The sequence below is a fragment of the Georgenia thermotolerans genome, assembly GCF_009193185.1.
GTDB classification, from domain to species: Bacteria; Actinomycetota; Actinomycetes; order Actinomycetales; family Actinomycetaceae; genus Georgenia; species Georgenia thermotolerans.
On sequence record NZ_VUKF01000055.1, the window covers coordinates 1 to 25,589 of the forward strand.

The following is a 25,589-nucleotide window of genomic DNA, read 5'->3' on the forward strand; positions in this document are numbered from 1 at the left end:
GGCCCCGCAGGGCCGTCCAGGGCGGCGTTTCCGGTCGGGTTCGTCAGGATCACGGTGGCCTCCTCACGCCGGCGCGTGAGCGCCAGCATCTAGGAACCGCCACTTACACAGACCATCTGACACGCCCCGGGGTCGCCGGCCCGCCGGGCGGGCACTGCACCTGCCCGCGCCACGACCCCACCGACCACCTGGCGCCCGACCCCGAGGCGTGCGACGGCGACGCGGCCGGCGACGCCGGCGAGGCGAAGGACGGGGACGACGACGCCCGGAACCACCCGGACGACCTTGCCGATGCCGATGCCGATGCCGGTGCCGATGCCGATGGCGATGTCGACGCCGGCACGGCCGCGACATCGGACGCCGGCACGGCCCGGGCCGTCTCGCCAGCCGAGGGCGACCCGCCCGAGGCCGGCCCGCCGGACGGCGCTCCCGCCCCTGCCGCGGCGCGACCGGCCGGCGCCGGACCGGCCGATGGGGGACCGCCCGATGGGGGACCGCCCGACACCGGGCCATCCGGTGCGGGCGGGGGTGGTGGCGTGGGCCGCGGGCCGGGCGCGGGGCCACCGGGCGGCGCTCCGCCGCCGTGGGCGAGACCGGCCGAGGCGGAGCTGCCGCCGCTGCGCCTGCTCATGCGCCAACGCCGCGGCATGCGGCTGGGCGACCCGGGCATCTTCCGCACCGAGGTGCGCGTGAGCGTGCCCATCGACCTGCTCCTCCCGCCCGCCGACGCCGCGGACGCGGCGGGGCAGAGCGTGCCGGCCGGCCCCGGCGGCGCCGCCGCCGGCACGTCGGCGAGCTCGGCCACCGGCGCAGACGACGCCGGCGGCGGGCCGGTTGCGGCGTTCGACCGGCCCCCGCTGGCCCAGGCCCCCGAGCTGGTCGGGTACGGGCCGATCGACCCGGAGCTGGCCCGGGTCCTGGCCGCCGGCGGGACCTGGCGGCGCCTGGTCACCGACCCGCTCTCCGGCGCCGTCCTCGACGTCGGCCGCACCCGCTACCGCCCGCCCGCCGACCTGGCCCGCTGGGTGCGCGAACGCGACCGCACCTGCGTCAGCCCGGGTTGCCCGACCCCGGCCTGGCAGTGCCAGCTCGACCACACCAACCCCTGGTCCCAGGGCGGGACCACCAGCGAGGACAACCTCGGACCGATGTGCACCGGCGACCACCTGCTCAAGACCACCGGGCTCTTCCAGGTCCGCCAGCCCACCCCCGGCGTCTTCGCATGGCGCACCCCCTCCGGCCACGCCTACCGCCGCGACATCGACGGCACCACCATCCCCATCCCGCCCGACACCTTCGACCCACCCACGTACTGATCGATTCACCGGGAGGGCGGCGACGACTTATATGCAGTGTTCCGCGTGAGTCGTCTGAGGCGAGTCGGAAAAGCTGTCGATGGGCCGCAACCCGGGGTAGGGGTGTGGAGCAGGCGATGCACCGGCCGCGCGACGTCGGCCGTCCGGGCTCAGGGCACCCGGGCCACGACGAAGATCCGCCGGAACGGCAGGACCGTTCCGTTCGGCCCGGCCGGGTACGCCTCACGCAGCCGGCGCCGGAGCTCCGCCTCGAACCCCGGCCGCAGCTCGTCTGGCAGGGCCTGCAGAGTGGGGCGGGCCCCGGTGCCGCTGACCCACGCGAACACCGGGTCCTCGCCGGTCAGCACATGGAGATAGGTCGTCTCCCAGGCATCGACCACGCAGCCGACGTCCTGCAAGCGACGCAGGTATTCCACGGCATCGTGCGAGGCCGGCTCGGCGACGCCCCGCACATGAGCGGCGTACGGTTCCTCGCTGCTCATCTGACGACAGATCGCATGGCTCGGCTCCGCGAAGTTGCCCGGCACCTGGAACGCGAACCACCCGCCGGGAGCGACGTGCTCGACCAGCCGGGGCAGCAGCTCGAGATGACCAGGCACCCACTGCAGGGCCGCGTTGGAGACGAGCACATCGATCGGTGCGGGCGGCGCCCAGGTCCGCAGGTCAGCGAGCTCTACCCGCACCCCGGAGCCGCCGGCCCGCGCGGCCGCCACCATGTCGGGCGAGGAGTCCACCCCCAGGACGTCCGCTCCCGGCCACCGTCGCGCGAGCAGCGAGGTGAGGTTTGCCGGCCCGCAGCCGAGGTCGACCACCAGCCGCGGGTCCGCCGCGCCCACGCGCGCGATCAGGTCCAGGAAGGGCCGGCCCCGCTCGTCGGCGTAGGTCAGGTACCGGGCGGGGTCCCAGGTGTGCATCCGCCTGGCCGGCGGTCAGACGACGCCGTAGAGGCGGTCGCCCGCGTCACCCAGCCCGGGGACGATGTACTTGTGCTCGTTCAGCCGCTCGTCGACGGCGGCGGTCACGATGGTCACGTCCCCGCGCTCCCCGACCGCCTCGTCCAGGGTCTGGAGCCCCTCGGGCGCGGCGAGCAGGCAGATCGCGGTGACGTCGCGCGCGCCCTTCTCCGAGAGGTAGTTGATCGCGGCGATGAGGGTGTGCCCGGTCGCCAGCATCGGGTCGAGGACGTAGCACTGACGCCCGGAGAGGTCCTCGGGCAGCCGGTTGGCGTACGTGATCGCCTCATAGGTGGTCTCGTCGCGCTGCATGCCGAGGAAGCCGACCTCGGCGGTCGGGAGCAGCCGCGTCATGCCCTCGAGCATGCCCAGACCGGCACGCAGGATCGGCACGACGATGGGCCGCGGCGCGGCCAGGTGGATGCCCACGGTGGTCGCGACGGGCGTCTCGATCTGCACCTGCTCCACCCGCACGTCGCGTGTGGCCTCGTAGGCCAGGAGCGTGACGAGCTCGTCGACGAGCAGCCGGAAGGTCGGGGACTCCGTGGTCTTGTCGCGCAGGACGGTGAGCTTGTGGGCGATCAGCGGGTGGTCCGCGACGTGCAGGCGCATGGCCTGAATCTATCGTCCACAGTGCGGGACGCGTCGGCCCCGGGCCCGATCCAGCCCCCACGCAGCCTCTTTCGCCACCGGCAACGAGCCGTGGAGGGGGATCCAGCGACGCGCGCGGGGCGGGCTGGGGCTCCTCCGCCGGCTCGCATGCCGGTGCCGGCCCTGGGGTTGACATGATGACCGGGTGACCCGCACCCGTCCTCCCGGCCGCGCCGCCGCCGACCCCGCCCTCGACGCCGCCATGGGGGAGGCGCTGCACCTGGCCCAGCAGGCCGTGACCACCGGCGACGTACCCGTGGGCGCCGTCGTCCTCGGCCCGAACGGGGCCGTCGTCGGCCGTGGACAGAATCGTCGAGAGGCCGACGGCGACCCCACCGCCCACGCCGAGGTGCTCGCCATCCGCGAGGCCGCCGCCGCACTCGGGAGCTGGCGGCTGGAGGGCTGCACGCTGGTCGTCACCCTCGAGCCCTGCACGATGTGCGCCGGCGCCATCGTGCTCGCGCGCCTGGACCGGGTGGTGCTCGGCGCCTGGGACCCCAAGGCCGGCGCCGCCGGGTCGGTGCGCGACGTGCTGCGCGACTCCCGGCTCAACCACAGGGTCGACGTGGTCGGCAGGGTGCGCGAGGAGGAGAGCGCCGCGCTGCTCCGGGACTTCTTCGGCGAACGACGCTAACCCGCCGCCGGGAGCGCCGGGGTCGTCCCCGAGCTGGCGCGACCCGCTCCACCGAGGCTTAGCATGACGTTGCCGCGCCGCTCGCCCGGGGCTGGGGCGCGGTGGGCAACGCGCCGTCACGCTCGAGGGGGAGCCGTGAGCAGGAAGAGCCGCACCGTCCTCGCCGTCGCGACACTCGCAGCCGTGGCCGGAGCCGGCGCCGTGGCCCTGGAGCAGGCCGGCTGGTGGGACATCGGCGCCGCGACGACATCGGCCCCGGCACCCGCGACGGTCGAGCTGCACGCTCCTGTCGAGTCGCTTCTCGCGGGGGCTGCCGAGCTCGACCAGCCGGGCGGGACCACGGCGACCTCCGAGCGTGACGGCGCCGGGCGAGCGGTGTCCGGGCGCGACGGGAACACCGGCGGCGAGCGAGGGGCCACCGACGGCGACACCGACGGCGTCCACTGGGCTGGGGGAGGCGACGACCACGAGTCGTGGCACCACGATCGGTGGCAGGGCGACGATTACGGCCGCCATCACGAGCACCACCGGCACCACCACGGTCACGACGAGGACGACTGGACCGACGACTGACCGCCAGGACGCGGCCCCGCGGCGCCGCGGGCACACTGGGACCGTGATCCGACGGCGCGCGATCGTCCACGGCCTGGTCCAGGGGGTGGGCTTCCGCTACTCGTGCCAGGCGGTCGCGGAGCGGCTGGGCCTCAGCGGCTTCGCCATCAACCGTGACGACGGGACCGTCGAGGTAGTCGTGGAGGGCGACGCGGCGGCCGTGGACCGCATGCTCGGCTGGCTCAACGACGGGCCCCGCGCCGCGCAGGTCAGCCGGGTCGACGTCACGGTCGAGGAGCCGCAGGGGGAGGCGGGCTTCGACACCTTTTGAGGTGGTGGATACGGCCGAGGTTCGTCATGATCGCAGAGGGGCCGGGCGAGCCGTCCCGGCCGCGGGAGGCGAGAGCGATGACCGAGCAGGAGCAGCAGATCGACTGGGATCCGCGGTCCGAGGAGGTGCAGCGGGACCAGATCGCCGCCTACGACGACATGCGCCGCGGGTGCCCGGTGGCCCACAGCCCGTACGGCAACTGGTCGGTCTTCCGCCACGCCGACGTCGTGCGGATCCTCGACGACCCGGCCACCTTCTCCAACGTCGTCTCCACCCACCTGTCGGTGCCCAACGGCATGGACCCGCCCGAGCACACCCCGTTCCGGGAGATCAACGACAGGTACTTCACGCCGGCCGAGATGGCGGCGTTCGAGCCGGCCTGCCGCGAGATCGCCCGCGACCTCGTCACGGCGCTGCCCCGCGGGGAGGTCGAGCTCATGGCGGACCTCGCCGCCGACTTCGCCAACCACGTCCAGTGCCGCTTCATGGGCTGGCCCGAGAGCCTGCGTGAGCCGCTGCGCGAGTGGACCCTGAAGAACCAGGAGGCCACCCTCGCCCTGGACCGGACGGCGATGGCCGCCGTCGCCGTGGAGTTCGACGGCTACATCCGCGAGCAGCTCGAGGTGCGCCGCTCCGCCGGGCCGGCCGCGCCCGCCGACACCACCACCCGGCTGCTCGCCGAGACCGCCGACGGCCGGGCGCTCACCGACGAGGAGATCGTCTCCCTCGTGCGCAACTGGACGGTGGGGGAGCTGGGCACCATCGCCGCGTCGGTGGGCATCATCGTCCACTACCTGGCCACCAACCCCGAGGTCCAAGGCCTCCTGCGCGAGGACACCGGCCGCATCGAGGCCGCGACCGACGAGATCCTCCGCATGCACGCCCCGCTCATCGCCAACCGGCGCCGCACCACCGCGCCGGTCACCATCGCCGGGCGCGAGATCCCCGCGGGCGAGCGGGTCATGGTGCTGTGGGCCTCGGCCAACCGGGACGAGGACGTCTTCGGCGACCCCGACGAGTTCCGGCTCGACCGCGACCCCGCGGACAACCTGCTCTACGGCCGCGGCGTCCATGTCTGTCCCGGCGCCCCGCTGGCCCGGCTGGAGCTGCGGGTGCTGCTCGAGGAGCTGCTCGCCGGCACCACCGACCTCGCGCCGGTGCCGGGCAAGGAGCCGGTCCGCGCGGCCTACCCGGGCAGCGGGTTCTCGTGGCTGCCGTTGCGGGTGGTTTGAGCCGGGTGGTCGAGGCCCGTCAGGCGAGCGCCTCCGCCAGCGCGCTGAGCGTCTCGGACGTGCCCGCCTCGAGCTTGACCGTGGCCAGCTCGTCGCCTCGGGTGGCGCCGCGGTTGACGATGACCACCGGCTTGCCGGTCTTGGTGGCGTGGCGGACGAAGCGCAGCCCGCTCATCACGGCCAGCGAGGAGCCCGCGACGAGCAGCGCGTCGCCCTCGTCGACGAGGTCGTAGGCCGCCGCGACCCGCGGCTTCGGCACGTTCTCGCCGAAGTAGACGATGTGCGGCTTGAGCATCCCGCCGCACGCCTCGCACGCCGCCACCCGGAAGCCCTCGGTCGACTCGATGACGGCGTCGGCGTCGGGCGCGATCTCGACGTCGGCCACCTCGGTGACGGACTCGAGGAAGCCGGGGTTGAGCGCGGTCAGCCGCTCGTGCATGCGCGCCCGGGGGATCACCCGGCCGCAGCTCAGGCACACCACCTCGTTGTAGTGCCCGTGCAGGTCGATCACCCGCCGGGACCCGGCGGCCTCGTGCAGCAGATCGACGTTCTGGGTGATGACGCCGACGACGACGCCGCCCGCCTCCAGCCGGGCCAGCGCCCGGTGCCCGGCGTTGGGCTCCGTGCGGCGCATGTGCCGCCAGCCCACGTGGTTGCGGGCCCAGTAGTGGCGCCGGAAGCGCTCGTCGCCGACGAACTGCTGGTAGGTCATCGGGTTGCGCGGCGGGGAGTCCGGCCCGCGGTAGTCCGGGATGCCGGAGTCGGTCGAGATGCCCGCGCCGGTGAGCACGGCCAGGCGGCGCCCGGCCAGGACGCCGAGGACGTCGTCGAGCGTGGGGACGGTCGCCGGCGCCGCGGGAAGATCACGTCCGGTCACTCCGACAGGCTACGTTCCCGCCCTCGGGGCCGCTCCTATGATCGTCGGCATGCGCAGCATCGTGGTGGGAGCGGGAGCCTGGGGCCTGCCGGCGGCGGCCGAGCTGGCCGGGCGCGGGCACGACGTCGTCCTGCTGGACCGGTACGGCGTCGGCAACCCGCTGAGCTCCTCCTCCGGGCCCACCCGGCTGTGGCGGCTGACCCACCCCGACCCGCTGCGGGTCCGCCTCGCCCGCCGCAGCGTCGAGGCGATGGAGCGCCTCGCCGCCCGCAGCGGCCGCGAGGTCTTCCTGCGCCGCGGGCTGCTCTGGCGCGACGACGTCTCCCTCCCGGCCGTCACCGCCGCGCTCGCGGCCGAGGACGTCCCGCACCAGGTCGTCGAGCCCGACGACGTCGCCCGCGTCTTCCCCGGGCTGCGCCCCGACGGGCGGGCGGCCGTGTGGCAGGCCGAGGCCGGGCCGGTGCTGGCCGCGGAGTCGCTGCGCGCCCAGGCCGAGCTGTTCGCGGCGGCCGGCGGCGAGCTGGTCGTCGGCGCCGTCGTCCGCGAGGTGACCACGACCAGCCGCGGCGTGGCGGTGGCCTGCGAGGACGGCACCACGGTCGAGGGCGACACGGTGGTCCTGGCCCCCGGGCCCGGCGCCGGCCCGCTGCTCGCCGGCCTCGGCGTCGACCTGCCGCTGCGTCCGCGCCTGGAGCAGGTCGTCCACGTGGGCGACCTCGCCCACCCCCACGCCGCGGACGACCTGCCGTGCCTCTTCGACGGCCCCCGCGACGACGAGCCCGGGCTCTACGCCATGCCCACCCCCGGGCGGGGCTACAAGCTCGGCCTGGACCGGCACCTGCGCGAGCTGCTCCCCGGCGACACCGACCGCACGCCCGACGCCGCGCTCGTCGAGGAGACCGTGGCCCGGGTGCGCCGCGACCTCACCGCGCTGGCGCCCCGGGCCCTGGACGCGCAGGTGTGCTCGTGGACCCTGTCGCCCGACAGCCGCTTCGTCATCGACGCCCTGCCCGGCGGGGTCGTCGTCGCGTGCGGGGACAGCGGCGAGGGCTTCAAGTTCTCCGCCCTCATGGGGCCGGTGCTCGCCGACCTGGCCGAGGGGCGCACCCCGGACGACGACGTCGCCGGCTTCTCCCTCGCCCGCTTCGCGGCCGGCGCCGAGGTGGGCGAGCACGTGCTGGGCCGCTGAGGCGGCGGCCCCTCACGGGCCGCTGAGCCGTACGCCCCTCACCGGGTCGCTGAGCCGTACGCCCCTCACCACAGCTGCGGGGCGTACGGCCGCGCCCACAGCGCGACCTGCAGGATGACCGCCTTGCGCCACGCCTCGTGCATCGCGTCGACCTCCGCCGCGGGCCGGTCGCCGCGGGCGAGGAAGTCCCGCACGGTGGAGGTGATGGGGGAGATCAGCGCGATGAGGTAGCGCAGCGGCACGTGGTCGATCGAGGGGGCGTGGTCGGTCTTGTTCTTCTTCGCCGGGGTGTGCCGCTCGGCGATCTCCTCCTGGTAGGCGAGCCAGGCCTCGTCGTAGGGCCGCAGGCAGGTGTCCTTGATCCACTGGCCGAAGCGCGGCCGCACCCGGTCGAGGTAGGTGGTGACCGGCTCGCCCTCGGGTCCCGCGAAGGCCGCGACGAGCTGGGGGTTGGCGCCGACGAAGGCGTACCAGACGTCGAGGATCGCCTCGACCTGGTCGCCCAGCACCTCGCCCGCCCGCCGCAGGGCGGCCTCGTCCTCGGGCCCGAAGAGCACCGCCGCCTTGAGGGCCTCCAGGTCGTCCTTGCCCACCGGTGAGGGGCCGACCCGGCCGTAGTCGTACCCCGCGATCGCCGTCTCGCTCATGGTGTCCTCCCGCGTCCTCGTCAGGGCTTTCCACGGTACGTCCGGGCGGGGCGGCGGCTGAAGGGGGGAGAGATGGGGGCGCCGCCGACGTCCCCCGCCGCCGCCACGCGGGGCGTGCGCGGGGCGGGCCGCTGTGTCAACAATGGGCAGGGTCCGACGTCCCCGAGGGCCGCGGGGTGAACGATGAGCCGGTACGCCGTGGTGCTGGGCAAGGCGGTGCGCTCGGTCGCCCGGCTGCGCGGCGGGGGCACGGCGCTGCCCGGCCTCGTCGTCGAGAGGCTCGACCCCGGCTTCATGGGCCGCACGCTCGCGCAGCTGCCGCGCGGGGTCGCGGTGATCAGCGGCACCAACGGCAAGACGACCACGACGAAGATGGTCACCGAGCTCCTCGAGAGCCAGGGCCTGCGGGTGTTCACCAACCGCACCGGCAGCAACTACTCCCGCGGCGTCGTCGCGGCGCTGCTCGGCGCTGTCGACCGGCACGGCCGGCTCGACGCCGACGTCGCCGTCCTCGAGCTCGACGAGGCGCACGGCACCCGCTTCGTCCAGGAGGTCGCGCCCCGCTACACCCTGCTGCTCAACGTCATGCGCGACCAGCTCGACCGGTTCGGGGAGATCGACACCACCGCGCGGCTGCTCGAGCACATCGCCGACGCCACCTCCGACACCGTGGTGCTCAACCGGGAGGACCCGCGCGTCGCCCACGTCGCCGAGCACCTGCCCGCCACCACCCGGGCCCGGTACTTCGGCCTGAGCCGGAAGGTGCGCCCCACCTTCCCCTCCGACGACGACCTCTACGGCGCCGTCCCGGCCGTGGCCAGCCCCGACCAGGCCGCCGACGTGACGCTGGACGACTTCGACGACAGCGGGGACGGGCAGGTGGACCCCGCGGCCTCCTTCACCGTCGGCGGCGCGACCTACCGCACCCGGTTGCACGTGCGCGGGGTGCACAACCTCGCCAACGCCGCCGCGGCGCTCGAGCTGGCCCGGGTCATCGCCGGCGACGGCGCCCCCGCGCCGCGGCTCGTCGAGGCGCTCGGGGAGGTCACCCCGGCGTTCGGGCGGGGGGAGCGGCTGCTCGTCGGCGGCCGCCCGCTAGAGCTGGTGCTGGTGAAGAACCCCGGCGGGTTCCGGCTGAGCCTGCGCTCCTTCCCCGCCGCCGGCCACGCCACGATGATCGCGATCAACGACCAGCACGCCGACGGCCGCGACACCAGCTGGCTGTGGGACGTCGACTTCGCCAGCCTGCGCGCGGAGGGCGTGCAGGAGGTCACCGGGATCCGCGCCTTCGACATGGCGCTGCGCCTGGCGTACGACGACGTCCGGGTCGGCCACGTGACCAGCGACCTGTCCAAGGCCCTGCACCACCTGCTCGAGGCGAGCGGTGAGCGGCCGATGCGGGTGTACTGCACCTACACGGCGATGCTGGCGCTGCGCCGTCGGCTCGGCGCGATGACCCGGGTCGAGGCGATCGCGTGACCCGGTCCGTGCGGGTGGTCTGGCTCTACGCCCGGGACATGAACGTCTATGGCGACCGCGGCAACGTCCTCACCCTGGCCCGGCGGCTGGAGTGGCACGGCTACCCGGCGGAGATCACCGAGTACAACCCGGGTGACGCCTTCCCCGACGACGCCGACCTCCTCGTCGGCGGCGGCGGGCAGGACTCCGGCCAGGACCGCATCCACGCCGACCTCCACGCGCTGGGGCCGCGGCTGGCCGACCTGGCCGAGCGGGGCGTGCCGATGCTCATGATCTGCGGGATGTACCAGCTCTTCGGCCGGTTCTTCCGCACCGGGGAGGGCCGCGTCATCGAGGGCCTGGGCCTGCTCGACCTCGAGACCCGCGCCGGGCCCAAACGGCTCATCGGCAACGTGGTGGTGCGCCACCCCGATCTCGGCGAGGTCGTCGGGTACGAGAACCACAGCGGCCAGACCTTCCTCGGCGACGGCGTGCGCCCGTTCGCCACGGTGGTGCGCGGGGCGGGCAACAACGGGGGCGATGGCACCGAGGGCGCCGTGCACCGCAACGTCATCGGCTCCTACCTCCACGGGCCGCTGCTGCCGAAGAACCCCGCCGTGGCCGACCTGCTCATCGCGCGGGCCGTCCACCGCGACCTCGAGCTGCTCGCGACGACGGCGGACCGCTTCGCCGCGCTCTCGCGCCGGGTGGCGATGCGGCGCCCGCGTTGAGGGCGTGACCCACGGCACGCGGCGCCGGTTTGGGAGGCCCGCCGACCGGCAGGTAGCATCACTCGGCGAGGTAGCGTGTCCGAGCGGCCTAAGGAGCACGCCTCGAAAGCGTGTGAGGTTAACAGCCTCCGTGGGTTCAAATCCCACCGCTACCGCCAGCGCGAACGGCCCGGTCCTGGGAAGTCCCAGGTCCGGGCCGTTCGCCGCCTCCCGTCCGCGGCGTGCCGTGATGCTGGCGCCGGGCGGGAGCACACGCCGCGCGGCGTGGTGTCGCCACCGGGCAGGGCCTGGCCGGCGTCCGTCTACAGGTGCGCCGGCGGACGGCGCGGCGCGAGGTGACCGCCCAGCAGCACCATCCCGACCCCGGCGAGCACCACGGTGAGCAGGCCCACGCGCAGCCCGGCGGCGTCGGCCACGAGGCCCACCAGCGGCGGGGAGAGCAGGAAGCCGATGCGCAGCAGCCAGCTCACCACCGTCAGCCCGGCCCCGGTGGGCAGCCCGGGCAGCTCGTCGGCGGCGGCCATGGCGCCGGGGACGAGGGTGGCCACCCCGAGGCCGGCGAGGGCGAACCCGGCCAGGGTGGTGCCCACGCTCGGCACGGCGAGGGCCAGGCCCATGCCCACCGCCACGGCCACGCCGCCCGCCCGGCCGACCGCGGCCTGGCCGAAGCGGTCGACGACGCGGTCGCCGGTGAGCCGCCCGACCGTCATCGCCACCGACAGCGCCACGAACCCCAGCCCGGCGGTCGCCGCGTCGGCGCCCAGCGAGCCGGAGAGGTACACCGCCGCCCAGGAGCTGCCGGCGTCCTCCACCAGCGCCCCGCAGATCGCCAGGACGCCGAGGACGGCGAGACTGAGCGCCGTCGTCCCCGAGATCCGGCGCCGACCGCCGCGGGCGCCGTCGGGCCCGCCGGGGACGGGCTGGCGCTCGGCGTCCTCCGGGCCCGGCAGCAGGAACCGCGCGGCCACGAGCGCGACGGCGCTGAACAGCGCCGCGGAGACGCCCAGGTGCAGCGGCAGGGGCACCGCGAGCCCGGCGGCCGCGGCGCCCATGAGGCCACCGGCCACCGCGCCCACGCTCCACAGGCCGTGGAAGGAGTTCACGATCGAGCGGCGGTAGAGGCGCTGCACCCGCAGCCCGTGGGCGTTCTGCGCGACGTCGACGACGGCGTCGACCCCGCCGCCGACGAAGAGGACGACGGCGAGGGCGAGCGCCGTGGGCGCCACCGACACCCCGAGCAGCGCGACGGCGAGGACCACGATGCCCAGCGTCGCGACCCGGGCGGAGCGGAACCGGGCGATGAGCGCCCCGGCGAGCAGCCCGGCCACCAGCGCGCCGGCCGGGAAGGCGGCCAGCGCGGTGCCGTAGGCGGCGTTGCTCAGCTCCAGATCGGCCTTAATCTGCGGGTAGCGCGGGATGAGGTTGGCGAACAGCGCGCCGTTGGTGAGGAAGACGGCCGCGACGGCGCCGCGGGCCCGCCGGACCTCCGGGCTCGGCCCGCTCACGCCGCGCCCCGGGCGGCCCGGGCCCGGGCGTGCAGCAGCGCCTCGACGAAGGCCGCGGCGGCGTCCTCGCCGTGGTGGCCGATCTCCAGGCGGGCCACGGCCTTGACCGGCGGGCGGGCGTTGGCCATGGCGACCGGCCAGCCCACCTGGCCCAGCCACGGCACGTCGTTCTCGCCGTCGCCCAGGCCCGCGACGTGCTCGGGGGCGACGTCGAGGCGGCGGAGGATGGCGCGCAGCGCCACCCACTTGTCCGCCCCGGCCGGGCCGAGCTCGAAGACGTTGTCCATCGAGCGCACCACCCGCGGGAACGCCGCGCGCACGGCGGCGTCGATCTCGTCCAGGCGCTCGGCGGCGCCGAAGAGCATCGCCTTGGTGACGCCCTCGCAGGGCAGGTCGGCCAGCGGGACCATCCGGGTCACCTCGTCCGGGTGGACGTCGACGAGGTAGGGGTAGGCGATGCTGCCCTCGGCCACCACCATGTCGGTGGCGGTGAACACCAGGGGCTCGACGCCGGCCGCGAGGCCGAACGCCACGACCGCCTCGACGTCGGCGGCCGTCATCACCGCGGTGTGCAGCGGCTCGGCCAGCCGGGTGTCGACGGCGACGGCGCCGTTGGAGGCGATGGCGAACCCGTCGACGCCCGCGCCGGCGAGGATCTCGGTGGCCGCGCCCACGATGCGGCCGGTGACGATGATCGGCGCGATGCCGGCCTCGTCCAGCGCCGCCAGCGCCCGCAGCGACCGCGGGCTGACCCGGTGGTCGGCGCCCGCCAGGGTGCCGTCGACGTCGAACGCGATCGCGCGCACCCCCAGCAGCTCCCCGGGCAGCTCGGCGGGCAGGTCCATGCGGCACTCCTTGGTCGGCTCGTCCCACCGTATCGGGGCGCGTGGCCGGGCGGCGCCGTCGCCCCGGTCGGGCGGGCCGCTCGCCGTACCGGGTGGCGCCGCCGCCCCGGCACGACAGAATCGGGCCCATGTGGACCGCGTACTGGACGACCGCGCCCCGGAAGGGGGAGCTGCGCGCCGAGCCCGCGCGCGAGCCCGGGCCCGGCGAGGCCCTGGTGCGCGCGCTGCGCTCGGGCGTCAGCCGGGGGACCGAGCTGCTCGTCCACCGCGGCGAGGTCCCGCCCGAGGTCGCCGCCACCATGCGGGCCCCGTTCCAGGCCGGCGACCTGCCCGGCCCGGTCAAGTACGGCTACCTCAGCGTCGGCGTCGTCGAGGCCGGCCCCGCCGACCTGGTCGGCCGCCGGGTGTTCTGCCTCCACCCCCACCAGGACCGCTACGTCGTGCCCGTTCCCGCGCTGGTCCCGGTGCCCGACGACGTCCCCTCCGACCGCGCCGTCCTCGCCGGCACCGTGGAGACGGCCGTCAACGCGCTGTGGGACGCCGCGCCCCGGCTGGGGGACCGGGTCGCCGTCGTCGGCGCCGGCATGGTCGGCGGGTCGGTGGCGGCGCTGCTGCGCACGTTCCCGCTCGACCGGCTCGAGCTCGTCGACGTCAACCCCGCCCGCGCCGCCCTGGCCGACGCCCTCGGCGTGACCTGGCGCCACCCGGACGACGCCGCGGGGGAGTGCGACCTCGTCGTGCACTGCTCCGCCAGCGAGGCCGGGCTGGCCCGGGGCCTGGAGCTGCTCGGCGAGGAGGGCGAGCTCGTCGAGATGTCCTGGTACGGCACCCGTGCCCCGCGGGTGCCGCTGGGCGGCGGCTTCCACGCCCGGCGGCTGAGCATCCGCGCCAGCCAGGTGGGCGCCGTCGCCGCCGCCCGCCGGGCCCGCCGCACGCCGGTGGACCGGCTGGCGCTGGCGCTGCGGCTGCTCGCCGACCCGGCCTTCGACGCCTTCCTCACCGGGCGGGCCCCGTTCGCCGAGCTGCCCGCGACCATGGCCGCCCTGGCCGACGACCCGACGGCGCTGTGCCAGGTGGTCACCTACCCCGAAGGAGACTGATGTTCCGCCTCACCGTCCGCGACCACATCATGGTGGCCCACTCCCTGCCCCACCCGGCGTTCGGGCCCGCCCAGCAGCTCCACGGGGCCACGTTCGTCGTCGAGATGGCGATCTCGCGCGCCGAGCTCGGCCCGGAGGCCATCGTCATGGACATCGGGGAGGCCAACGGGCTGCTGCGCGACGCGCTGGCGGACCTCGACTACACCAACCTCGACGCCCATCCCGAGCTGAGCGGCGTGCTCACCACCACCGAGGCCCTCGCCCGCCTGGTGGCCGAGCGGGTGGCGGTCAAGCTGCCCGTGGGGATCTACTCCCAGCTCGAGGTCACCCTGCGTGAGCACCCGGACGCCTGGGCGAGCTACACCCTCGACCTGCTCTAGTGCCCGCGTCCGCGTCCCTGCCGGCGTCGGGACCGCCGGCGCCGGCGCTGGTGACCTGGGCCGCCCCGGGTCCCAGCGGGGGCAACACCTACAACCGCGAGCTCGTCGCGGCGCTGCGCGAGCGCGGGGTGCGGGTGGAGGTCCGGGCCGTGCCGGGCCGGTGGCCCGAGCCCACGGCGGAGGACCGCGCCGCCCTGGCCGCCGCGCTCGACGCCCCGGTCACGCTCGCCGACGCCATCGTCGCGTGCGCCGCCCCGGAGCAGGTCGGCGCCGCGGTGGCGGCCGGACGCACGGTGGCCGTGCTGCTGCACATGCTGCCCTCGGCCGAGGTCGGCCTCCCGACGGCGGAACGGGAGCGCCGCGCCCGGGCCGAGCGCGCCGCGCTCCAGGCCGCATCGGCGGTGGTGTGCCCCAGCGCCGTGGCGGCGGCTGACGTCGCCCGGCGCCACGGCGTGGCGGCGCGGGTGGCCCCGCCGGGCGCGCGGCGCGCGCCCCTCGCCGCCGGCTCGCGCCCCCCGCGGCTGCTCGCGCTTGCGGCGCTGACGCCGACGAAGGACCAGCGCACCCTGGTCCGTGCGCTCTCCGCGGTGCGCGACCTGGACTGGACGGCCCGCCTGGTGGGGCCCATCGACGCCGATCCGGACTACGCCGCCGCGGTCGAGGCCGAGATCGCCGCCGCGGGCCTGACGGGCCGCGCCACGGTGACCGGGCCGAAGGTCGGGGCCGCGCTCGAGGCGGAGTGGGCGGCGGCGGACCTGCTCGTGCTGCCCTCGCGCACGGAGACCTTCGGGCTGGTGGTGCTCGAGGCGCTGGCGCACGGGGTGCCCGCCGTCGTCGGGGCCGGCACGGGGGCGGTCGAGGCCCTGGCGGCCGGTGCGGAGGCGGGTGGCGCGGCCCCCGGGCGGGCCGTGCCGCCCGGGGAGCCGGCGGCACTGGCGGCCACGCTGCGCGCCTGGCTGACCACTCCGGCGCTGCGCGACGCCTGGGCGCACGCCGCCCGGACCCGCCGAACCGGCCTGCCCGGCTGGGACCTCACCGCCGCGCAGGTCCTCGGCGCGCTGGGGTGAGGCGGCGGCAGCTCAGGCCGACGCCGCCGACAGGTCGAACTCCGTGCAGATGTCCGGCCCGAGCACGAACCGGCGCACCGGGGCCGCCAGCGCGTCGGCGAGGCGGTCGGAGCCGGCGAAGCGGATGCCCGGCACGCCGTCGCCGATGAGCAGCGGCGCCGTGGTGAGGAAGAGCCGGTCGAGCAGGCCCGCGGCGAGGAAGGACGAGACCGTCCGCCCGCCGCCCTCGACCAGCACCCGCCCCAGCCCGCGCCGGTGCAGCTCGCCCAGCACGGCGGCCGGGGCGAACCCCTCGGGACCGACGGGCAGGCGCACCACCTCGACGTGGCCGGCCAGGCCCGCCGGCACGGCGGCGTCAGGCCCGACGCACCACAGGGTCGCGGCGTCGGCCTCGGTGAGCACCCGGCTGCCGGCGGGCACGCGGGCGCTGGGGTCGAGCAGCACCCGCACGGGCGAGACGCCGGGGACGGCGCGCACGGTCAGCCGGGGGTCGTCGGCGACCACGGTGGAGGCCCCCACGACGACGGCGTCGACCAGCGCGCGCAGCCGGTGCAGGTGCTCCCGGTCGTCGGCGCCGGTGACGAACTCCGCGTCCCCGCTGCGCGCGGCGATGAAGCCGTCGGCGCTCTGGCCCAGCTGGGCGATGGTGAGGCGGGACCCGGCGGCGACCAGCGGGCCGTAGCGGTCGAGCAGCACGGTGTCCAGACCGGCCACCGCGGCGGCGGGGACCCGTCCGGCGACCAGCTCGGACCACACCTCGGGGGCAGCGGCCAGGCTGTCGTGGCCCATCCGCACCCGCTTGGTGGTGAGGTAGAAGGCGTTCTCCGGCCGGTCGGCCACCGGCAGGGCCTGGCGGGAGACGACCTCGACGCCGAGGTCGGTGAGCTTGGTGGCCTTGTCCGGGTTGGAGGAGAGCAGCCGGACGCGGCTGATGCCCAGGTCGCGCAGGATGGCCGCGGCGTCGTCGTACTCGCGGGCGTCGGCGGGGTAGCCGAGCCGGAGGTTCGCGTCGACGGTGTCCACGCCCTCGTCCTGCAGCGCGTAGGCGTGCAGCTTGGCGAGCAGGCCGATGCCGCGTCCCTCGTGGCCGCGCATGTAGATGACCACGCCCCGGCCCTCGCGGGCGATCTCGCGCAGGGCGGCGTCGAGCTGCTCGCCGCAGTCGCAGCGCCGCGAGCCGAGCGCGTCGCCGGTGAGGCACTCGGAGTGCACCCGCACCAGCGGCGCGAGGTCGTCGAGGGTGTCCGCGGCGACGTCGCCGAGCACGAGCGCCACGTGGCCGAGGCCGCCGGCGCCGTCGTAGCCGATCATCTGGAAGGTGCCGTGCTCGGTGGGCAGGGTGGTCGCCACCATCCGGCGGGTGAGGACGTGAACTTCGGCGTCGGTCATCCGCACAGATTGGCACATGGGCCCCGCTCCGGCAGCGGCGTCGGGCAGGCGTCTCACCTGCGCGGCTGCTGCCGCTGAGGTGCGTGCGGGGTGCGCGCCCGCTGCCTCATCGGCCCGGCGGCCGAGAGGTCGCGGACGGGTCAGTCGTGGGCGTACCGCTCGACGAAGCTGCGCAGGATCCGGTTGGGAGTGCCGTCGACGGCGGCGGTGCGGGCCATCTTCTCGACCCGGGCCTGCTCGCCGGGCGGGAAGTAGCCGGCGTCGCGGTAGATGCGGATGCGCTCGAGCAGCCCGGGCACGTCCAGCTCGGGGTGGAACTGGGTGCCGTACAGGTTCTGCCGCACCCGGAACATCTGCACCGGGCAGGTGACGGAGGTGGCCAGCAGCACCGCGCCCTCGGGCAGGGAGGTCATCGCCTCCTTGTGGCCGACGAACGCCCGGAACGCCGGCGGCAGGTCGGCGAGCAGCGGGTCCGCCCGCCCGGCCTCGGTCAGCTCGATCGCGGGCGCGCTGATCTCCTCGGCGTACGTGCCGTCGATGAGGGCGCCCTGGTGGCGCCCGAGCGTGCCGACGCCGTAGCAGGCGCCCAGGAACGGGAAGTCCTCGGCGACGACGACGTCGAGCAGCCCGGCGAGGTCCGCCTCCACCCGGCGCTGGGTGTCGCTTTTGTGCTCGAGGGGGATGGAGCCGGTGTACGGGCTTCCGCCGACGAAGATGCCCGAGTAGTCGCTGAGCTCGATGGGTGGCAGCGGGGCGGCGTCGAGGCGGATGCGCACCAGCTCGCGCTCCTCGAGCCCGCCGTAGCGCAGGAACGCCTCGTACTCGCTGTCCGCCGCGGCGTCCTCCGGCCGCGTGGCCAGGAGCAGGAAGGGCTTCACGGGACCGAAGGGTAACCCGGCCGGGCGGTCACCCCGCTCGGCGGCGTCCCGGGCCAGGTTGCCCTCCCTTCGGCGGGCCCCAGGCGCGCCCGCGGTCACCCCCGGGCGAGCAGCAGCACCGCGAGCACCACCCACAGCGCCGTCAGCGCGTACCCGAGGACGAGGCCGGCGAGCGCCAGGCCCCGGCCCTCCGGGGCGTGCCCGGGCGCCAGACCCGCCATGGCCCGTCCGTGCCCGGCCGGGCTGGCACGGCGGAGCGCGAGGTGCCCGCACCCGATCGCGGCGATACCCACGAGCGGGACGACGCCGAGCAGCCCCAGGGCGAGCGCCGCGACGGCCACCGGGTCCAGCGGCGCCGCGTCGGGCACCGCGGCGGCCCCCGGCGGGGGCGCGTGGTCGCCGGGGACCGGGGCGTCGGCGGGCACCGGGGTGGCGTCGTCGGGCAGCGCGGCGGCCTCGTCGGGCTCGCGATCGCCGGGACCTGGGGGCGGGCTCGCCATCGGACTTCGCCTCCCTCCTTCCGGCCAGCGTGACACGGGAACGTGCCCCTCGCTCTGGCGGGTTATCCTGACCACCCGAGCCGTGGCCCCAGCAACTGAGGGCGCGGGGAACCACGAGCATCGGGAGGCGTCATGGACGCGACACGCAAGAACTTCCTGCGATGGAAGCTGCACGGCGACGGCCGGCACCTGGGCGCGGGCGAGGTGGTCGCGCCCGACGAGCGGCTGAGCTGGCCCAGCACCATCGGCATCGGCGCCCAGCACGTCGTCGCCATGTTCGGCGCGACGTTCCTCGTCCCGCTCATCACCGGCTTCCCGCCGGCGACGACGCTGTTCTTCTCCGCGATCGGCACGCTGCTCTTCCTCGTCATCACGGCCGGCCGCGTGCCCAGCTACCTCGGCTCGAGCTTCGCGTTCATCGCCCCGATCGCCGCCGCCACCAAGCTGTTCGGCCATGCCTCCGCGCTCGGCGGCATCGTGTCGGTCGGCGTGCTGCTCGCCCTCGTCGGGCTGGTGGTCCACTTCGGCGGCGCGAAGTGGATCGACATCGTCATGCCGCCGGCGGTGACCGGCACCATCGTGGCGCTGATCGGGTTCAACCTCGCCCCCGCCGCCTGGAACAACGTCCAGAAGGCCCCGGTCACGGCGATCGTCACCATCGCGGGCATCGTGCTGGTCACGGTCCTGTTCCGGGGGCTGCTCGGCCGCCTGTCGATCCTGCTGGGCGTACTGATCGGGTACGCCACGGCGACGCTGCGCGGCGAGGTGACCTTCGAGAAGGTCGCCGCGGCGCCCTGGGTCGGCCTGCCGCACTTCACCGCCCCGCACTTCGAGCCCGCCACGCTGGGCCTGTTCCTGCCCGTGGTCCTCGTCCTCATCGCCGAGAACGTCGGCCACGTGAAGTCCGTCAGCGCCATGACCGGCAAGGACCTCGACGCTGTCACCGGCCGCGCCCTCTTCGCCGACGGCGTCTCCACCGTCCTCGCCGGGTCCGGCGGCGGCTCCGGCACCACCACCTACGCCGAGAACATCGGCGTCATGGCGGCCACCCGCGTCTACTCCTCGGCGGCCTATCTCGTCGCCGGCCTGGTGGCGCTGCTGCTGAGCCTCTCGCCGAAGTTCGGCGAGGTCGTCAACACCATCCCGGCGGGCGTGCTCGGTGGGGCGGCGACCGTCCTCTACGGCATGATCGGCATGCTCGGCGTGCGCATCTGGGTCCAGAACCGGGTGGACTTCTCCGACCCGGTCAACCTCAACACCGCCGCCATCGCCCTGGTCATCGGCATCGCCAACTTCACCTGGGTGGTCGGCGACATGCGTTTCGAGGGCATCGCGCTCGGCTCCGCGGCGGCGCTCGTCGTCTACCACGTCATGCGCCAGATCGCCCGGGCCCGCGGCACGGTCCAGGAGTCGGCCAGCCCAGCCTCGGCGCCCGCCGGCACCGAGCTGGAGGACGGCGCGCTGCACCGGGACCGCTGAGCGCGCCACGGCTCGGACCGCTGAGCACGGGCCACGGCTCCCGCCGGGGCCAGAGTGGCGTTGCGGGCGTCGCCGCGACGCCACTCTGCTCTTTTTCAGGGAGCGCGGAGGGTCAGGCGGGCGCCTGCGTGGGCGCCTCGACAGGCGTGCAGCCCGCCGGCGCTTCCAACGGCGCGGCCGGGTCGAGCGCGGCGATCTGGTCGGGGGCGAGCATCTTGTCGTACTTCTCGCCCAGCACGACGTCCACGCTCTCGTCGCCACGCGAGGAGTCGAGGCTGACGACGGCGCCGGGGAAGATCCGCGCCAGGGAGTACCCGGCGGTGACGCCGAGCGGACCGACGACGATCTGCACCGCCCCGGTGTAGGCGCCCTGGGGCCAGTTCGCCTGCTGGTTGACCACCACGCCGAGCTGGCCGAGCGCCTGGCCGGTCTCGCCGGCGAGCCCGCCGCGGTCGGTGCCGTTGAAGACGTTGGCCAGGACCTCGGAGAAGGCCACCGGGGTGGCGCCCTCCGGCGGGCACGGCGTGACGATCTGCTGCTCGGTCGGGCTGGCGCTGGAGAACGAGCGTTTGAACGGCGCGGGCACCGCCCCGGCCCACATGAGCCCCGCGACCAGTCCGACCACGAGCAGCACCGTGATGAGGGCGCCGAAGATGACGGTCTGGCGCTGCTGCAGGCGGCGGCGGCGCAGTGCCTGCTGCCGCGCGGTCTCGTCGGTGGCTGTGGGTGTCACAGCGCTCACGGTAGTGGAGTCAGGACGCCTCGACCGGGCGCCCCGCCTCGTCGAGCTCGAGGATCCGGGCGTGGAGGATGAGGCGCTGCTGCAGGGCCGCGCGCAGCGCCCGGTGCAGGCCGTCCTCCAGGTAGAGGGTGCCGCGCCACGAGACGACGTGGGCGAACAGGTCGCCGTAGAAGGTCGAGTCCGAGGACAGCAACGAGCGCAGGTCGAGCTGGCTCTTGGTGGTGACCAGCTGGTCCAGCCGGACCTGCCGCGGCGGGATGCCGGCCCAGTCCCGGGGGGTGGTGAGCCCGTGCTCCGGATAGGGGCGCCCGTCGCCCACGGCCTTGAACATCACGGCCACGATCTTAGGTGCTGAGCCTGTCCGACCAGGTGAGCGCCGTCGCCTCGGCGTGGAAGGCGTCGCCGGGTGGGCCGCCGCCGGCCCGCGGCGGCCGCGCCTGGCGGCGTGGCCCGGGGCCGGCCCGCCGCGCTGCGCGGGCCGGTCCCCGGGACGCGTCAGCCCACTCGGATGAACACCGGGTTGGCCATGTAGATCGGCCCCTCGGCCAGCGGGGTGCCGGGGTTGCGGGCCGCGATGTGGTTGCCGTTGCCCGTGTAGATGCCCACGTGGCCCGGGCCCCACACGAGATCGCCCGGACGGGCCTCGGCCGCGGAGACCACGGTCCCCGCGTAGCGCTGCTGGCTCGAGGAGCGGGGCAGGGAGATCCCGACCTGGGCGAAGACGTACTGCGTGAACCCGGAGCAGTCGAAGCCGCCGGGGCTGTTGCCGCCGTAGGCGTACGGCGTCCCGAGGTACTGCCGGGCGATGTTGACGACGGCGCTCGCGGACGCCGCCGGCGGTGGCGCCGGCGCGGGGGCCGGGGCCGGGGCGGCCGAGGCGGCTCTCGCCGTACCGGCCGGGGCCGGCGCGGCGGCCGGGCGGGTGGCGGAACGCACTGCCGGGCGCTCGCCCGATCGGGACGCGGCCGGTGCGTTCCGCGTGACCACGGCGGCCGGCTCCGGCTCGGGCGGAGGCGGCGGGGTGGCGACGGCGTCGATGCTCGCCACGCTCCAGGTGACCTCGGCAGGCACCTTGACCGTCGGGGTGGTCAGCGCCCCGACGGCGGCCTTCGGCGGGGTGCCGGTGTCGACCCGGCGCGGTGCCGGGTCGGCGGAGGCCGCGGTGGCCGCGGCGGCGACGACGAGGCCCGAGGCCATCAGCGCGGCGAGGCCCCGCCGGGCGGCCGTTCCGGTGGCGCTCGGCGCGGCAAAAACGGACATGGAAGGTCGGCGTGTCGATGTTCTGGGCGCGCCGGTACTGCAGCTCGTCATGAGGTGCCTCTCCCGCCGCCTGCGAGGTGAGCTGTCGGGTTCGGGTGGGAGAACACCCGGTGGGCTGCGTCGCCGCACTTCACCCCAGGCCCTGTCGCCAGGACCGAAAAACGTTGGGTCCCCCGTCCCTGCCGCGCGTCCATGGGCCCCGGCCGGCGGCAGGGCTCGGCGTTCCGGCCGGAGGCTCGCCGTATGGAAGGGTGCGGCGAGCGGGTGTGACGTTACTCGCACTGGCGGTCGTTTATCACGTTTTGGTCACGGGATGTGCGCAACCTGCGTCCGCCGCCGGGTCGGAGGTGCGTGCCGCCGGCTTCGGCGGCCCCACGGCCCCAGCGGGGCCGAACGAGCGGGGACGACGGCGGCCCCCGGATCGCGGGGAACGCGATGCGGGGGCCGTTGCCGTGCGGGGGGCGCCGAGGGTCAGACGGCGCCGTGCTGCTGCAGCCAGGGGAGGGGGTCCATGGTGTTGTTGGCGGCGTCGTGGACCTCGAAGTGCAGGTGCGGTCCGGTGGAGTTGCCGTTGGAGCCCACCCCGCCGATGACGTCGCCCGCCGCGACCTGCTGGCCGGGGGTGACGTACACGCCGTCGTCGTACATGTGGACGTACCAGGTGTAGAAGGTCTGGCCGTTGATGTTGTGCTGGATGATGATCAGGTTGCTCGAGCGTCCGTCGATCCCGGCGCCGGCGTGGATGACGGTGCCCGCGGCGGCGGCGCGAATCGGGGTGTTGCGCGCGGCGGGGATGTCCTGGCCGAGGTGGAAGGAGTAGGCGGAGCCGCGGCCCAGCGGGTCGTTGCGGGGCCCGTAGGTCGAACTGAGCGAGATCGGGCCGTCGATCGGTGCGACCACACGGTTGGCGGCCTCGGCGGCCTTGCGGGCCTCCTCGGCGGCGGCGGCCTCGGCGGCCTGGCGGGCCTCTTCCGCGGCGGCGGCCTCGGCGGCCTGGCGGGCCTGCTCGGCGGCCGCAGCCTCGGCCGCCTTCTGGGCCTCCTCCAGCGCCTGGCGCTCCGCGGCCCGCGAGGCGGCGGCGGGGTCCTCGCGCAGGGACTCGGGGGTGTTCGCCTGCTCGGTGTCGGCGACGTCGAGCGCGGCGAGGGCGTTGGGCTCGGTCTGCCCGGTCGCCGCGACCGCACCGTCCGTGAGGCCGGAGGTGCCGACCACGGGGGTGAGGATCGCCAGGGCGGCCAGGCCGCCCGCGACCAGGGCGCGGGGGCGGCGGCGCTGCGGGGCGCCGTCACGCAGCTCGCGGCGGCGGGGGCCGGTGGCGAGGGCGAGAACCTCGGTGGCGACGGCGTCGGCGGCGGGCGTCGCGTGGCCCTGGGCCACCATCTGAGCGACGGTCTTGGAGTCGACGCTCACCGTGGAGCTCGCGCTGCCGGGCAGGGGGGACGTGCTCACGAAGGCCTGGACGAGGCGCTGGCGCCGCTGGCGGCGCTCGGCTTCGCGGATCTCACGTCGGGTCTGTGGCGTCCGGGACTCGGAAGCGGCACGACACGACATCTAGTTGAACCTCCACAGGTTGGTGGGCCCTTTAAGGACGGGGCGGGGCGGTTATCACACAGATTTCGTGAGTGCCACCCGGGAATGTCACGAAACGATAACGAACCGTGATCTGGACGGTCTACCCCCTTCGCCGTGTGCGACGAGTCACGGGCGCGTGGCGGGACCGCTGGGGTGCGTCCCGCTGTGGTAAAGCCCCAGCCCAGGGCGGTGGGGAGGGTTGTGGACGACACGGAGTCCGCAGCGGGGTGAGTCGGCGCACGGTGCCATCGGTCGTCGTCCGTCTCATATCGCCGCCGCGTTCGTCACCGCGACGAGGCGCTGGGAGGGCCTCGGCGGGCGGGGAAGGGCCGGCGGGTTTTGCCGAGCCGGGCGGCGGTTTGCCGAGCCGGCGGCGGTTTGCCGAGCCGGGCGGGTGGCGCGGACGGCGGGCACGCGCCGTCGTGCGAGGGCCGGGAACGACGAAGCCCGGGCCCTCGCGGGAGGGCCCGGGCTGTCAGATGCGTTCCGGCATCAGGTCCGGCGGAGGATGGGGGATTCGAACCCCCGAGGGCTTGCACCCAACACGCTTTCCAAGCGTGCGCCATAGGCCACTAGGCGAATCCTCCTGGGAAAGACGGCCTCGCGGCAGACTTTCGAGATTTGAGGATACCCGACGCCCACGACTCCCTCGACCACCAGACCGCCGCCCACAGGGTGCTCTTGCTCACCCGGGCCGGACTCGCGGACGCCGGCCGGACGATTCCTGGCCGTGTGCCACCGGCGGGGCGTGCCCGTGCCGGCTTGCTCCTGCCGGCTCACCTGGGCGAAGCGGTGCCACCAGGGGTTGCCCGACCGCCGGCGGGGATCCGCCTTGCCCCGGCTCCCGCCGCGTCCGTTAGACTGGTCCGCGACCCCCCGTGCGGCGTCATCTTGCCGAACTCCCCCAGGGCCGGAAGGCAGCAAGGGTAGGTGAGCTCTGGCGGGTGCACGGGGGGTCCCTCACATCTTCTCCACCGGCCCGACCGGCGTCCCTGATGCGTGTCGGTGCCCCCAGCTAGGGTCAGTGTCGTGACAACAGCCCTGTACCGCCGCTACCGGCCGGAGACCTTCCAGGAGGTCATCGGTCAGGAGCACGTGACCGAGCCGCTCATGGCGGCGCTGCGTGCGGACCGGGTCACCCACGCCTATCTCTTCTCCGGCCCCCGCGGCTGCGGCAAGACGACGTCAGCCCGCATCCTGGCCCGCTGCCTCAACTGCGCCCAGGGCCCCACCGACACCCCGTGCGGCACCTGCCCGTCCTGCGTCGAGCTCGCCCGCGGCGGCTCGGGCTCTCTCGACGTCGTCGAGATCGACGCCGCAAGCCACAACGGCGTCGACGACGCCCGCGAACTGCGCGAGCGCGCCAGCTTCGCGCCCGCCCGCGACCGGTACAAGATCTTCATCCTCGACGAGGCCCACATGGTCACGCCGCAGGGCTTCAACGCCCTGCTCAAGCTCGTCGAGGAGCCGCCGGAGCACGTGAAGTTCATCTTCGCGACGACCGAGCCGGACAAGGTCATCGGCACGATCCGCTCCCGCACCCACCACTACCCCTTCCGGCTCGTCCCGCCGGAGAGCCTGCTGGCCTACCTCGAGCAGCTGTGCGCCGCCGAGGAGGTCCAGGTCGGCGGCGGGGTGCTGCCGATGGTGGTGCGCGCCGGAGGTGGTTCGGTGCGCGACACTCTCTCCGTCCTCGACCAGCTCATCGCCGGGGCCCAGGACGGAGCCCTGGACTACGACCGCGCGGTGGCCCTGCTCGGCTACACCGACGCCGCGCTGCTCGACGACGTCGTCGACGCCATCGCCGCCCGCGACGGCGCCAGCCTGTTCCGGGTGGTCGACCGCGTCATCGGCACCGGGCACGACCCGCGCCGGTTCGTCGAGGACCTCCTGCAGCGCCTGCGCGACCTCGTGGTCATCGCCATGGCCGGCGAGCACGCCGCCGCCGCGCTGCGCGGGGTGCCGGCCGACCAGCTCGACCGCATGCGCGCCCAGGCCCAGGCCCTCGGCCCGGCCCAGGTCTCCCGCGCCGCCGACCTCGTCAACGACGCCCTCACCGAGATGACCGGCGCGACCTCCCCGCGGCTGCAGCTGGAGCTGCTGTGCGCGCGGATCCTCCTGCCCGGCGCGGACGGCGGGCAGGCCGGCTACGGTGCCCGGCTGGACCGGCTCGAGCACCAGCTCACCACCGGCGCGCGCCCCGCGGTGACCGGCGCGCCCGTCGCCGCCCCCACCGCTCCGGCCCCGGCGGCCCCGTCCGCCCCGGCCCCGGCGACCGCGGCCCCGTCCGCCCCGGCCCCG

Annotated in this window: 26 protein-coding genes, 2 tRNA genes, 1 other RNA gene and 1 riboswitch; of the genes, 15 read left to right on the plus strand and 14 right to left on the minus strand. The window is 75.3% G+C overall.

Translation table 11 applies throughout. The annotated features are described in order from the left end of the window. Positions 1-536 precede the first annotated feature (536 nt). Positions 537-1,316 carry an HNH endonuclease signature motif containing protein gene (locus tag GD970_RS18950; protein WP_264372243.1) on the plus strand — a complete coding sequence of 260 codons (780 nt, stop codon included), beginning with the start codon at positions 537-539 and terminating at the stop codon, positions 1,314-1,316. 149 nt (positions 1,317-1,465) lie between these two features. Here GD970_RS18950 and GD970_RS18955 read toward each other — a convergent pair whose 3' ends face one another. Further along, the gene (locus GD970_RS18955; protein ID WP_152204466.1) at positions 1,466-2,230 is read right to left on the minus strand and encodes a trans-aconitate 2-methyltransferase; all 765 of its coding nucleotides are present in this window, start codon (positions 2,228-2,230) and stop codon (positions 1,466-1,468) included. A 15-nt stretch (positions 2,231-2,245) separates the two neighbouring features. After that, on the minus strand, positions 2,246-2,881 hold the full coding sequence (gene upp, locus GD970_RS18960) for a uracil phosphoribosyltransferase (protein WP_152204467.1): 636 nt from the start codon (positions 2,879-2,881) through the stop codon (positions 2,246-2,248). Positions 2,882-3,122: 241 nt separating this feature from the next. Between upp and tadA the strand changes: the two genes are divergently transcribed. The 4 genes from tadA to GD970_RS18980 all read left to right on the plus strand — a co-directional run bounded on the left by tadA (position 3,123) and on the right by GD970_RS18980 (position 5,669). Continuing rightward, positions 3,123-3,554: a tRNA adenosine(34) deaminase TadA gene (tadA, locus tag GD970_RS18965; protein WP_152204488.1), complete on the plus strand. Its 432-nt coding sequence runs from the start codon at positions 3,123-3,125 to the stop codon at positions 3,552-3,554. A 135-nt stretch (positions 3,555-3,689) separates the two neighbouring features. Continuing rightward, positions 3,690-4,127, plus strand: coding sequence for a hypothetical protein (locus tag GD970_RS18970; protein WP_152204468.1), 438 nt, complete (start codon positions 3,690-3,692; stop codon positions 4,125-4,127). Positions 4,128-4,170: 43 nt separating this feature from the next. Further along, a complete protein-coding gene (locus GD970_RS18975) occupies positions 4,171-4,437 on the plus strand; it encodes an acylphosphatase (protein ID WP_152204469.1) in 267 nt (88 codons plus the stop codon). A gap of 77 nt (positions 4,438-4,514) precedes the next feature. Further along, the gene (locus tag GD970_RS18980; RefSeq protein WP_211489898.1) at positions 4,515-5,669 is read left to right on the plus strand and encodes a cytochrome P450; all 1,155 of its coding nucleotides are present in this window, start codon (positions 4,515-4,517) and stop codon (positions 5,667-5,669) included. Positions 5,670-5,688: 19 nt separating this feature from the next. On the opposite strand, the gene GD970_RS18985 is transcribed toward GD970_RS18980, so the two are convergent. Next, positions 5,689-6,546, minus strand: a complete 858-nt coding sequence (locus tag GD970_RS18985) for an NAD-dependent protein deacetylase (protein ID WP_152204471.1) — start codon at positions 6,544-6,546, stop codon at positions 5,689-5,691. Between the two features lie 49 nt (positions 6,547-6,595). Between GD970_RS18985 and GD970_RS18990 the strand changes: the two genes are divergently transcribed. Next, positions 6,596-7,735, plus strand: a complete 1,140-nt coding sequence (locus GD970_RS18990) for an FAD-dependent oxidoreductase (RefSeq protein WP_211489899.1) — start codon at positions 6,596-6,598, stop codon at positions 7,733-7,735. Positions 7,736-7,800: 65 nt separating this feature from the next. Here GD970_RS18990 and GD970_RS18995 read toward each other — a convergent pair whose 3' ends face one another. After that, positions 7,801-8,382: a protoglobin domain-containing protein gene (locus GD970_RS18995; RefSeq protein ID WP_152204473.1), complete on the minus strand. Its 582-nt coding sequence runs from the start codon at positions 8,380-8,382 to the stop codon at positions 7,801-7,803. Positions 8,383-8,565: 183 nt separating this feature from the next. Here GD970_RS18995 and GD970_RS19000 point away from each other — a divergent pair, with 183 nt between their 5' ends. The 3 genes from GD970_RS19000 to GD970_RS19010 all read left to right on the plus strand — a co-directional run bounded on the left by GD970_RS19000 (position 8,566) and on the right by GD970_RS19010 (position 10,729). Then, positions 8,566-9,861 (plus strand): Mur ligase family protein, encoded by a 1,296-nt coding sequence (locus GD970_RS19000; protein ID WP_152204474.1) that lies wholly within the window; start codon positions 8,566-8,568, stop codon positions 9,859-9,861. A 38-nt stretch (positions 9,862-9,899) separates the two neighbouring features. Then, a complete protein-coding gene (locus GD970_RS19005; protein WP_152204489.1) occupies positions 9,900-10,571 on the plus strand; it encodes a type 1 glutamine amidotransferase in 672 nt (223 codons plus the stop codon). 69 nt (positions 10,572-10,640) lie between these two features. Then, positions 10,641-10,729 (plus strand) — tRNA-Ser (locus GD970_RS19010). Positions 10,730-10,873: 144 nt separating this feature from the next. Here the strand turns inward: GD970_RS19010 and GD970_RS19015 are convergent. Beyond that, positions 10,874-12,076, minus strand: coding sequence for an MFS transporter (locus tag GD970_RS19015; RefSeq protein WP_152204475.1), 1,203 nt, complete (start codon positions 12,074-12,076; stop codon positions 10,874-10,876). Further along, on the minus strand, positions 12,073-12,921 hold the full coding sequence (locus tag GD970_RS19020; RefSeq protein ID WP_152204476.1) for an HAD family hydrolase: 849 nt from the start codon (positions 12,919-12,921) through the stop codon (positions 12,073-12,075). Before GD970_RS19020 ends, GD970_RS19015 begins: the two co-directional genes overlap by 4 nt. Before the next feature lie 128 nt (positions 12,922-13,049). Here GD970_RS19020 and GD970_RS19025 point away from each other — a divergent pair, with 128 nt between their 5' ends. The 3 genes from GD970_RS19025 to GD970_RS19035 are packed head-to-tail and all read left to right on the plus strand — an operon-like array spanning position 13,050 to position 15,468. Further along, a complete protein-coding gene (locus GD970_RS19025) occupies positions 13,050-14,021 on the plus strand; it encodes a zinc-dependent alcohol dehydrogenase (protein ID WP_152204477.1) in 972 nt (323 codons plus the stop codon). Then, the gene (locus tag GD970_RS19030; RefSeq protein WP_152204478.1) at positions 14,021-14,401 is read left to right on the plus strand and encodes a 6-pyruvoyl trahydropterin synthase family protein; all 381 of its coding nucleotides are present in this window, start codon (positions 14,021-14,023) and stop codon (positions 14,399-14,401) included. Before GD970_RS19025 ends, GD970_RS19030 begins: the two co-directional genes overlap by 1 nt. Then, entirely contained in the window at positions 14,401-15,468 is a 1,068-nt protein-coding gene (locus GD970_RS19035; RefSeq protein ID WP_152204479.1) for a glycosyltransferase family 4 protein, read from the plus strand. Before GD970_RS19030 ends, GD970_RS19035 begins: the two co-directional genes overlap by 1 nt. A gap of 12 nt (positions 15,469-15,480) precedes the next feature. Here GD970_RS19035 and ribA read toward each other — a convergent pair whose 3' ends face one another. The 3 genes from ribA to GD970_RS19050 all read right to left on the minus strand — a co-directional run bounded on the left by ribA (position 15,481) and on the right by GD970_RS19050 (position 18,235). After that, on the minus strand, positions 15,481-16,857 hold the full coding sequence (ribA, locus tag GD970_RS19040; RefSeq protein ID WP_226925474.1) for a GTP cyclohydrolase II: 1,377 nt from the start codon (positions 16,855-16,857) through the stop codon (positions 15,481-15,483). Between the two features lie 140 nt (positions 16,858-16,997). Beyond that, positions 16,998-17,735 (minus strand): glutamine amidotransferase, encoded by a 738-nt coding sequence (locus GD970_RS19045; protein ID WP_152204480.1) that lies wholly within the window; start codon positions 17,733-17,735, stop codon positions 16,998-17,000. A 95-nt stretch (positions 17,736-17,830) separates the two neighbouring features. Then, the gene (locus GD970_RS19050) at positions 17,831-18,235 is read right to left on the minus strand and encodes a DUF4190 domain-containing protein (RefSeq protein WP_152204481.1); all 405 of its coding nucleotides are present in this window, start codon (positions 18,233-18,235) and stop codon (positions 17,831-17,833) included. Between the two features lie 132 nt (positions 18,236-18,367). On the opposite strand from GD970_RS19050, the gene GD970_RS19055 reads away from it, so the two are divergent. Then, positions 18,368-19,714 (plus strand): uracil-xanthine permease family protein, encoded by a 1,347-nt coding sequence (locus tag GD970_RS19055; protein ID WP_152204482.1) that lies wholly within the window; start codon positions 18,368-18,370, stop codon positions 19,712-19,714. A gap of 112 nt (positions 19,715-19,826) precedes the next feature. Here GD970_RS19055 and GD970_RS19060 read toward each other — a convergent pair whose 3' ends face one another. The 5 genes from GD970_RS19060 to GD970_RS19080 form a co-directional block, all read right to left on the minus strand. Further along, complete coding sequence (locus GD970_RS19060; protein WP_152204483.1) at positions 19,827-20,447, minus strand: LytR C-terminal domain-containing protein; 621 nt, start codon at positions 20,445-20,447, stop codon at positions 19,827-19,829. 19 nt (positions 20,448-20,466) lie between these two features. Next, positions 20,467-20,790 (minus strand): type II toxin-antitoxin system VapB family antitoxin, encoded by a 324-nt coding sequence (locus GD970_RS19065; RefSeq protein ID WP_152204484.1) that lies wholly within the window; start codon positions 20,788-20,790, stop codon positions 20,467-20,469. A 161-nt stretch (positions 20,791-20,951) separates the two neighbouring features. After that, on the minus strand, positions 20,952-21,716 hold the full coding sequence (locus GD970_RS19070; RefSeq protein WP_152204485.1) for a C40 family peptidase: 765 nt from the start codon (positions 21,714-21,716) through the stop codon (positions 20,952-20,954). Positions 21,717-21,789: 73 nt separating this feature from the next. Then, a riboswitch (cyclic di-AMP (ydaO/yuaA leader) is annotated at positions 21,790-21,892 on the minus strand. Between the two features lie 295 nt (positions 21,893-22,187). Beyond that, entirely contained in the window at positions 22,188-23,165 is a 978-nt protein-coding gene (locus GD970_RS22375; RefSeq protein ID WP_226925475.1) for a M23 family metallopeptidase, read from the minus strand. Positions 23,166-23,790: 625 nt separating this feature from the next. After that, positions 23,791-23,875: transfer RNA gene (locus GD970_RS19080), tRNA-Ser, on the minus strand. 280 nt (positions 23,876-24,155) lie between these two features. On the opposite strand from GD970_RS19080, the gene ffs reads away from it, so the two are divergent. After that, positions 24,156-24,252, plus strand: an RNA gene (gene ffs, locus GD970_RS19085) — signal recognition particle sRNA small type. Positions 24,253-24,317: 65 nt separating this feature from the next. Continuing rightward, the coding region (locus tag GD970_RS19090) for a DNA polymerase III subunit gamma and tau (protein WP_152204486.1) at positions 24,318-25,589 on the plus strand (1,272 nt) is incomplete at its 3' end.

Bases quoted from the DNA above. Each gene is read 5' to 3' on its own strand.
- GD970_RS18955 (WP_152204466.1), bottom strand. From the start codon at position 2,230: ATGCACACCTGGGACCCCGCCCGGTACCTGACCTACGCCGACGAGCGG.
- upp (WP_152204467.1), bottom strand. From the start codon at position 2,881: ATGCGCCTGCACGTCGCGGACCACCCGCTGATCGCCCACAAGCTCACC.
- tadA (WP_152204488.1), top strand. From the start codon at position 3,123: ATGGGGGAGGCGCTGCACCTGGCCCAGCAGGCCGTGACCACCGGCGAC.
- GD970_RS18980 (WP_211489898.1), top strand. From the start codon at position 4,515: ATGACCGAGCAGGAGCAGCAGATCGACTGGGATCCGCGGTCCGAGGAG.
- GD970_RS18990 (WP_211489899.1), top strand. From the start codon at position 6,596: ATGCGCAGCATCGTGGTGGGAGCGGGAGCCTGGGGCCTGCCGGCGGCG.
- GD970_RS18995 (WP_152204473.1), bottom strand. From the start codon at position 8,382: ATGAGCGAGACGGCGATCGCGGGGTACGACTACGGCCGGGTCGGCCCC.
- GD970_RS19000 (WP_152204474.1), top strand. From the start codon at position 8,566: ATGAGCCGGTACGCCGTGGTGCTGGGCAAGGCGGTGCGCTCGGTCGCC.
- GD970_RS19005 (WP_152204489.1), top strand. From the start codon at position 9,900: ATGAACGTCTATGGCGACCGCGGCAACGTCCTCACCCTGGCCCGGCGG.
- GD970_RS19020 (WP_152204476.1), bottom strand. From the start codon at position 12,921: ATGGACCTGCCCGCCGAGCTGCCCGGGGAGCTGCTGGGGGTGCGCGCG.
- GD970_RS19025 (WP_152204477.1), top strand. From the start codon at position 13,050: ATGTGGACCGCGTACTGGACGACCGCGCCCCGGAAGGGGGAGCTGCGC.
- GD970_RS19030 (WP_152204478.1), top strand. From the start codon at position 14,021: ATGTTCCGCCTCACCGTCCGCGACCACATCATGGTGGCCCACTCCCTG.
- ribA (WP_226925474.1), bottom strand. From the start codon at position 16,857: ATGACCGACGCCGAAGTTCACGTCCTCACCCGCCGGATGGTGGCGACC.
- GD970_RS19050 (WP_152204481.1), bottom strand. From the start codon at position 18,235: ATGGCGAGCCCGCCCCCAGGTCCCGGCGATCGCGAGCCCGACGAGGCC.
- GD970_RS19055 (WP_152204482.1), top strand. From the start codon at position 18,368: ATGGACGCGACACGCAAGAACTTCCTGCGATGGAAGCTGCACGGCGAC.
- GD970_RS19070 (WP_152204485.1), bottom strand. From the start codon at position 21,716: ATGTCCGTTTTTGCCGCGCCGAGCGCCACCGGAACGGCCGCCCGGCGG.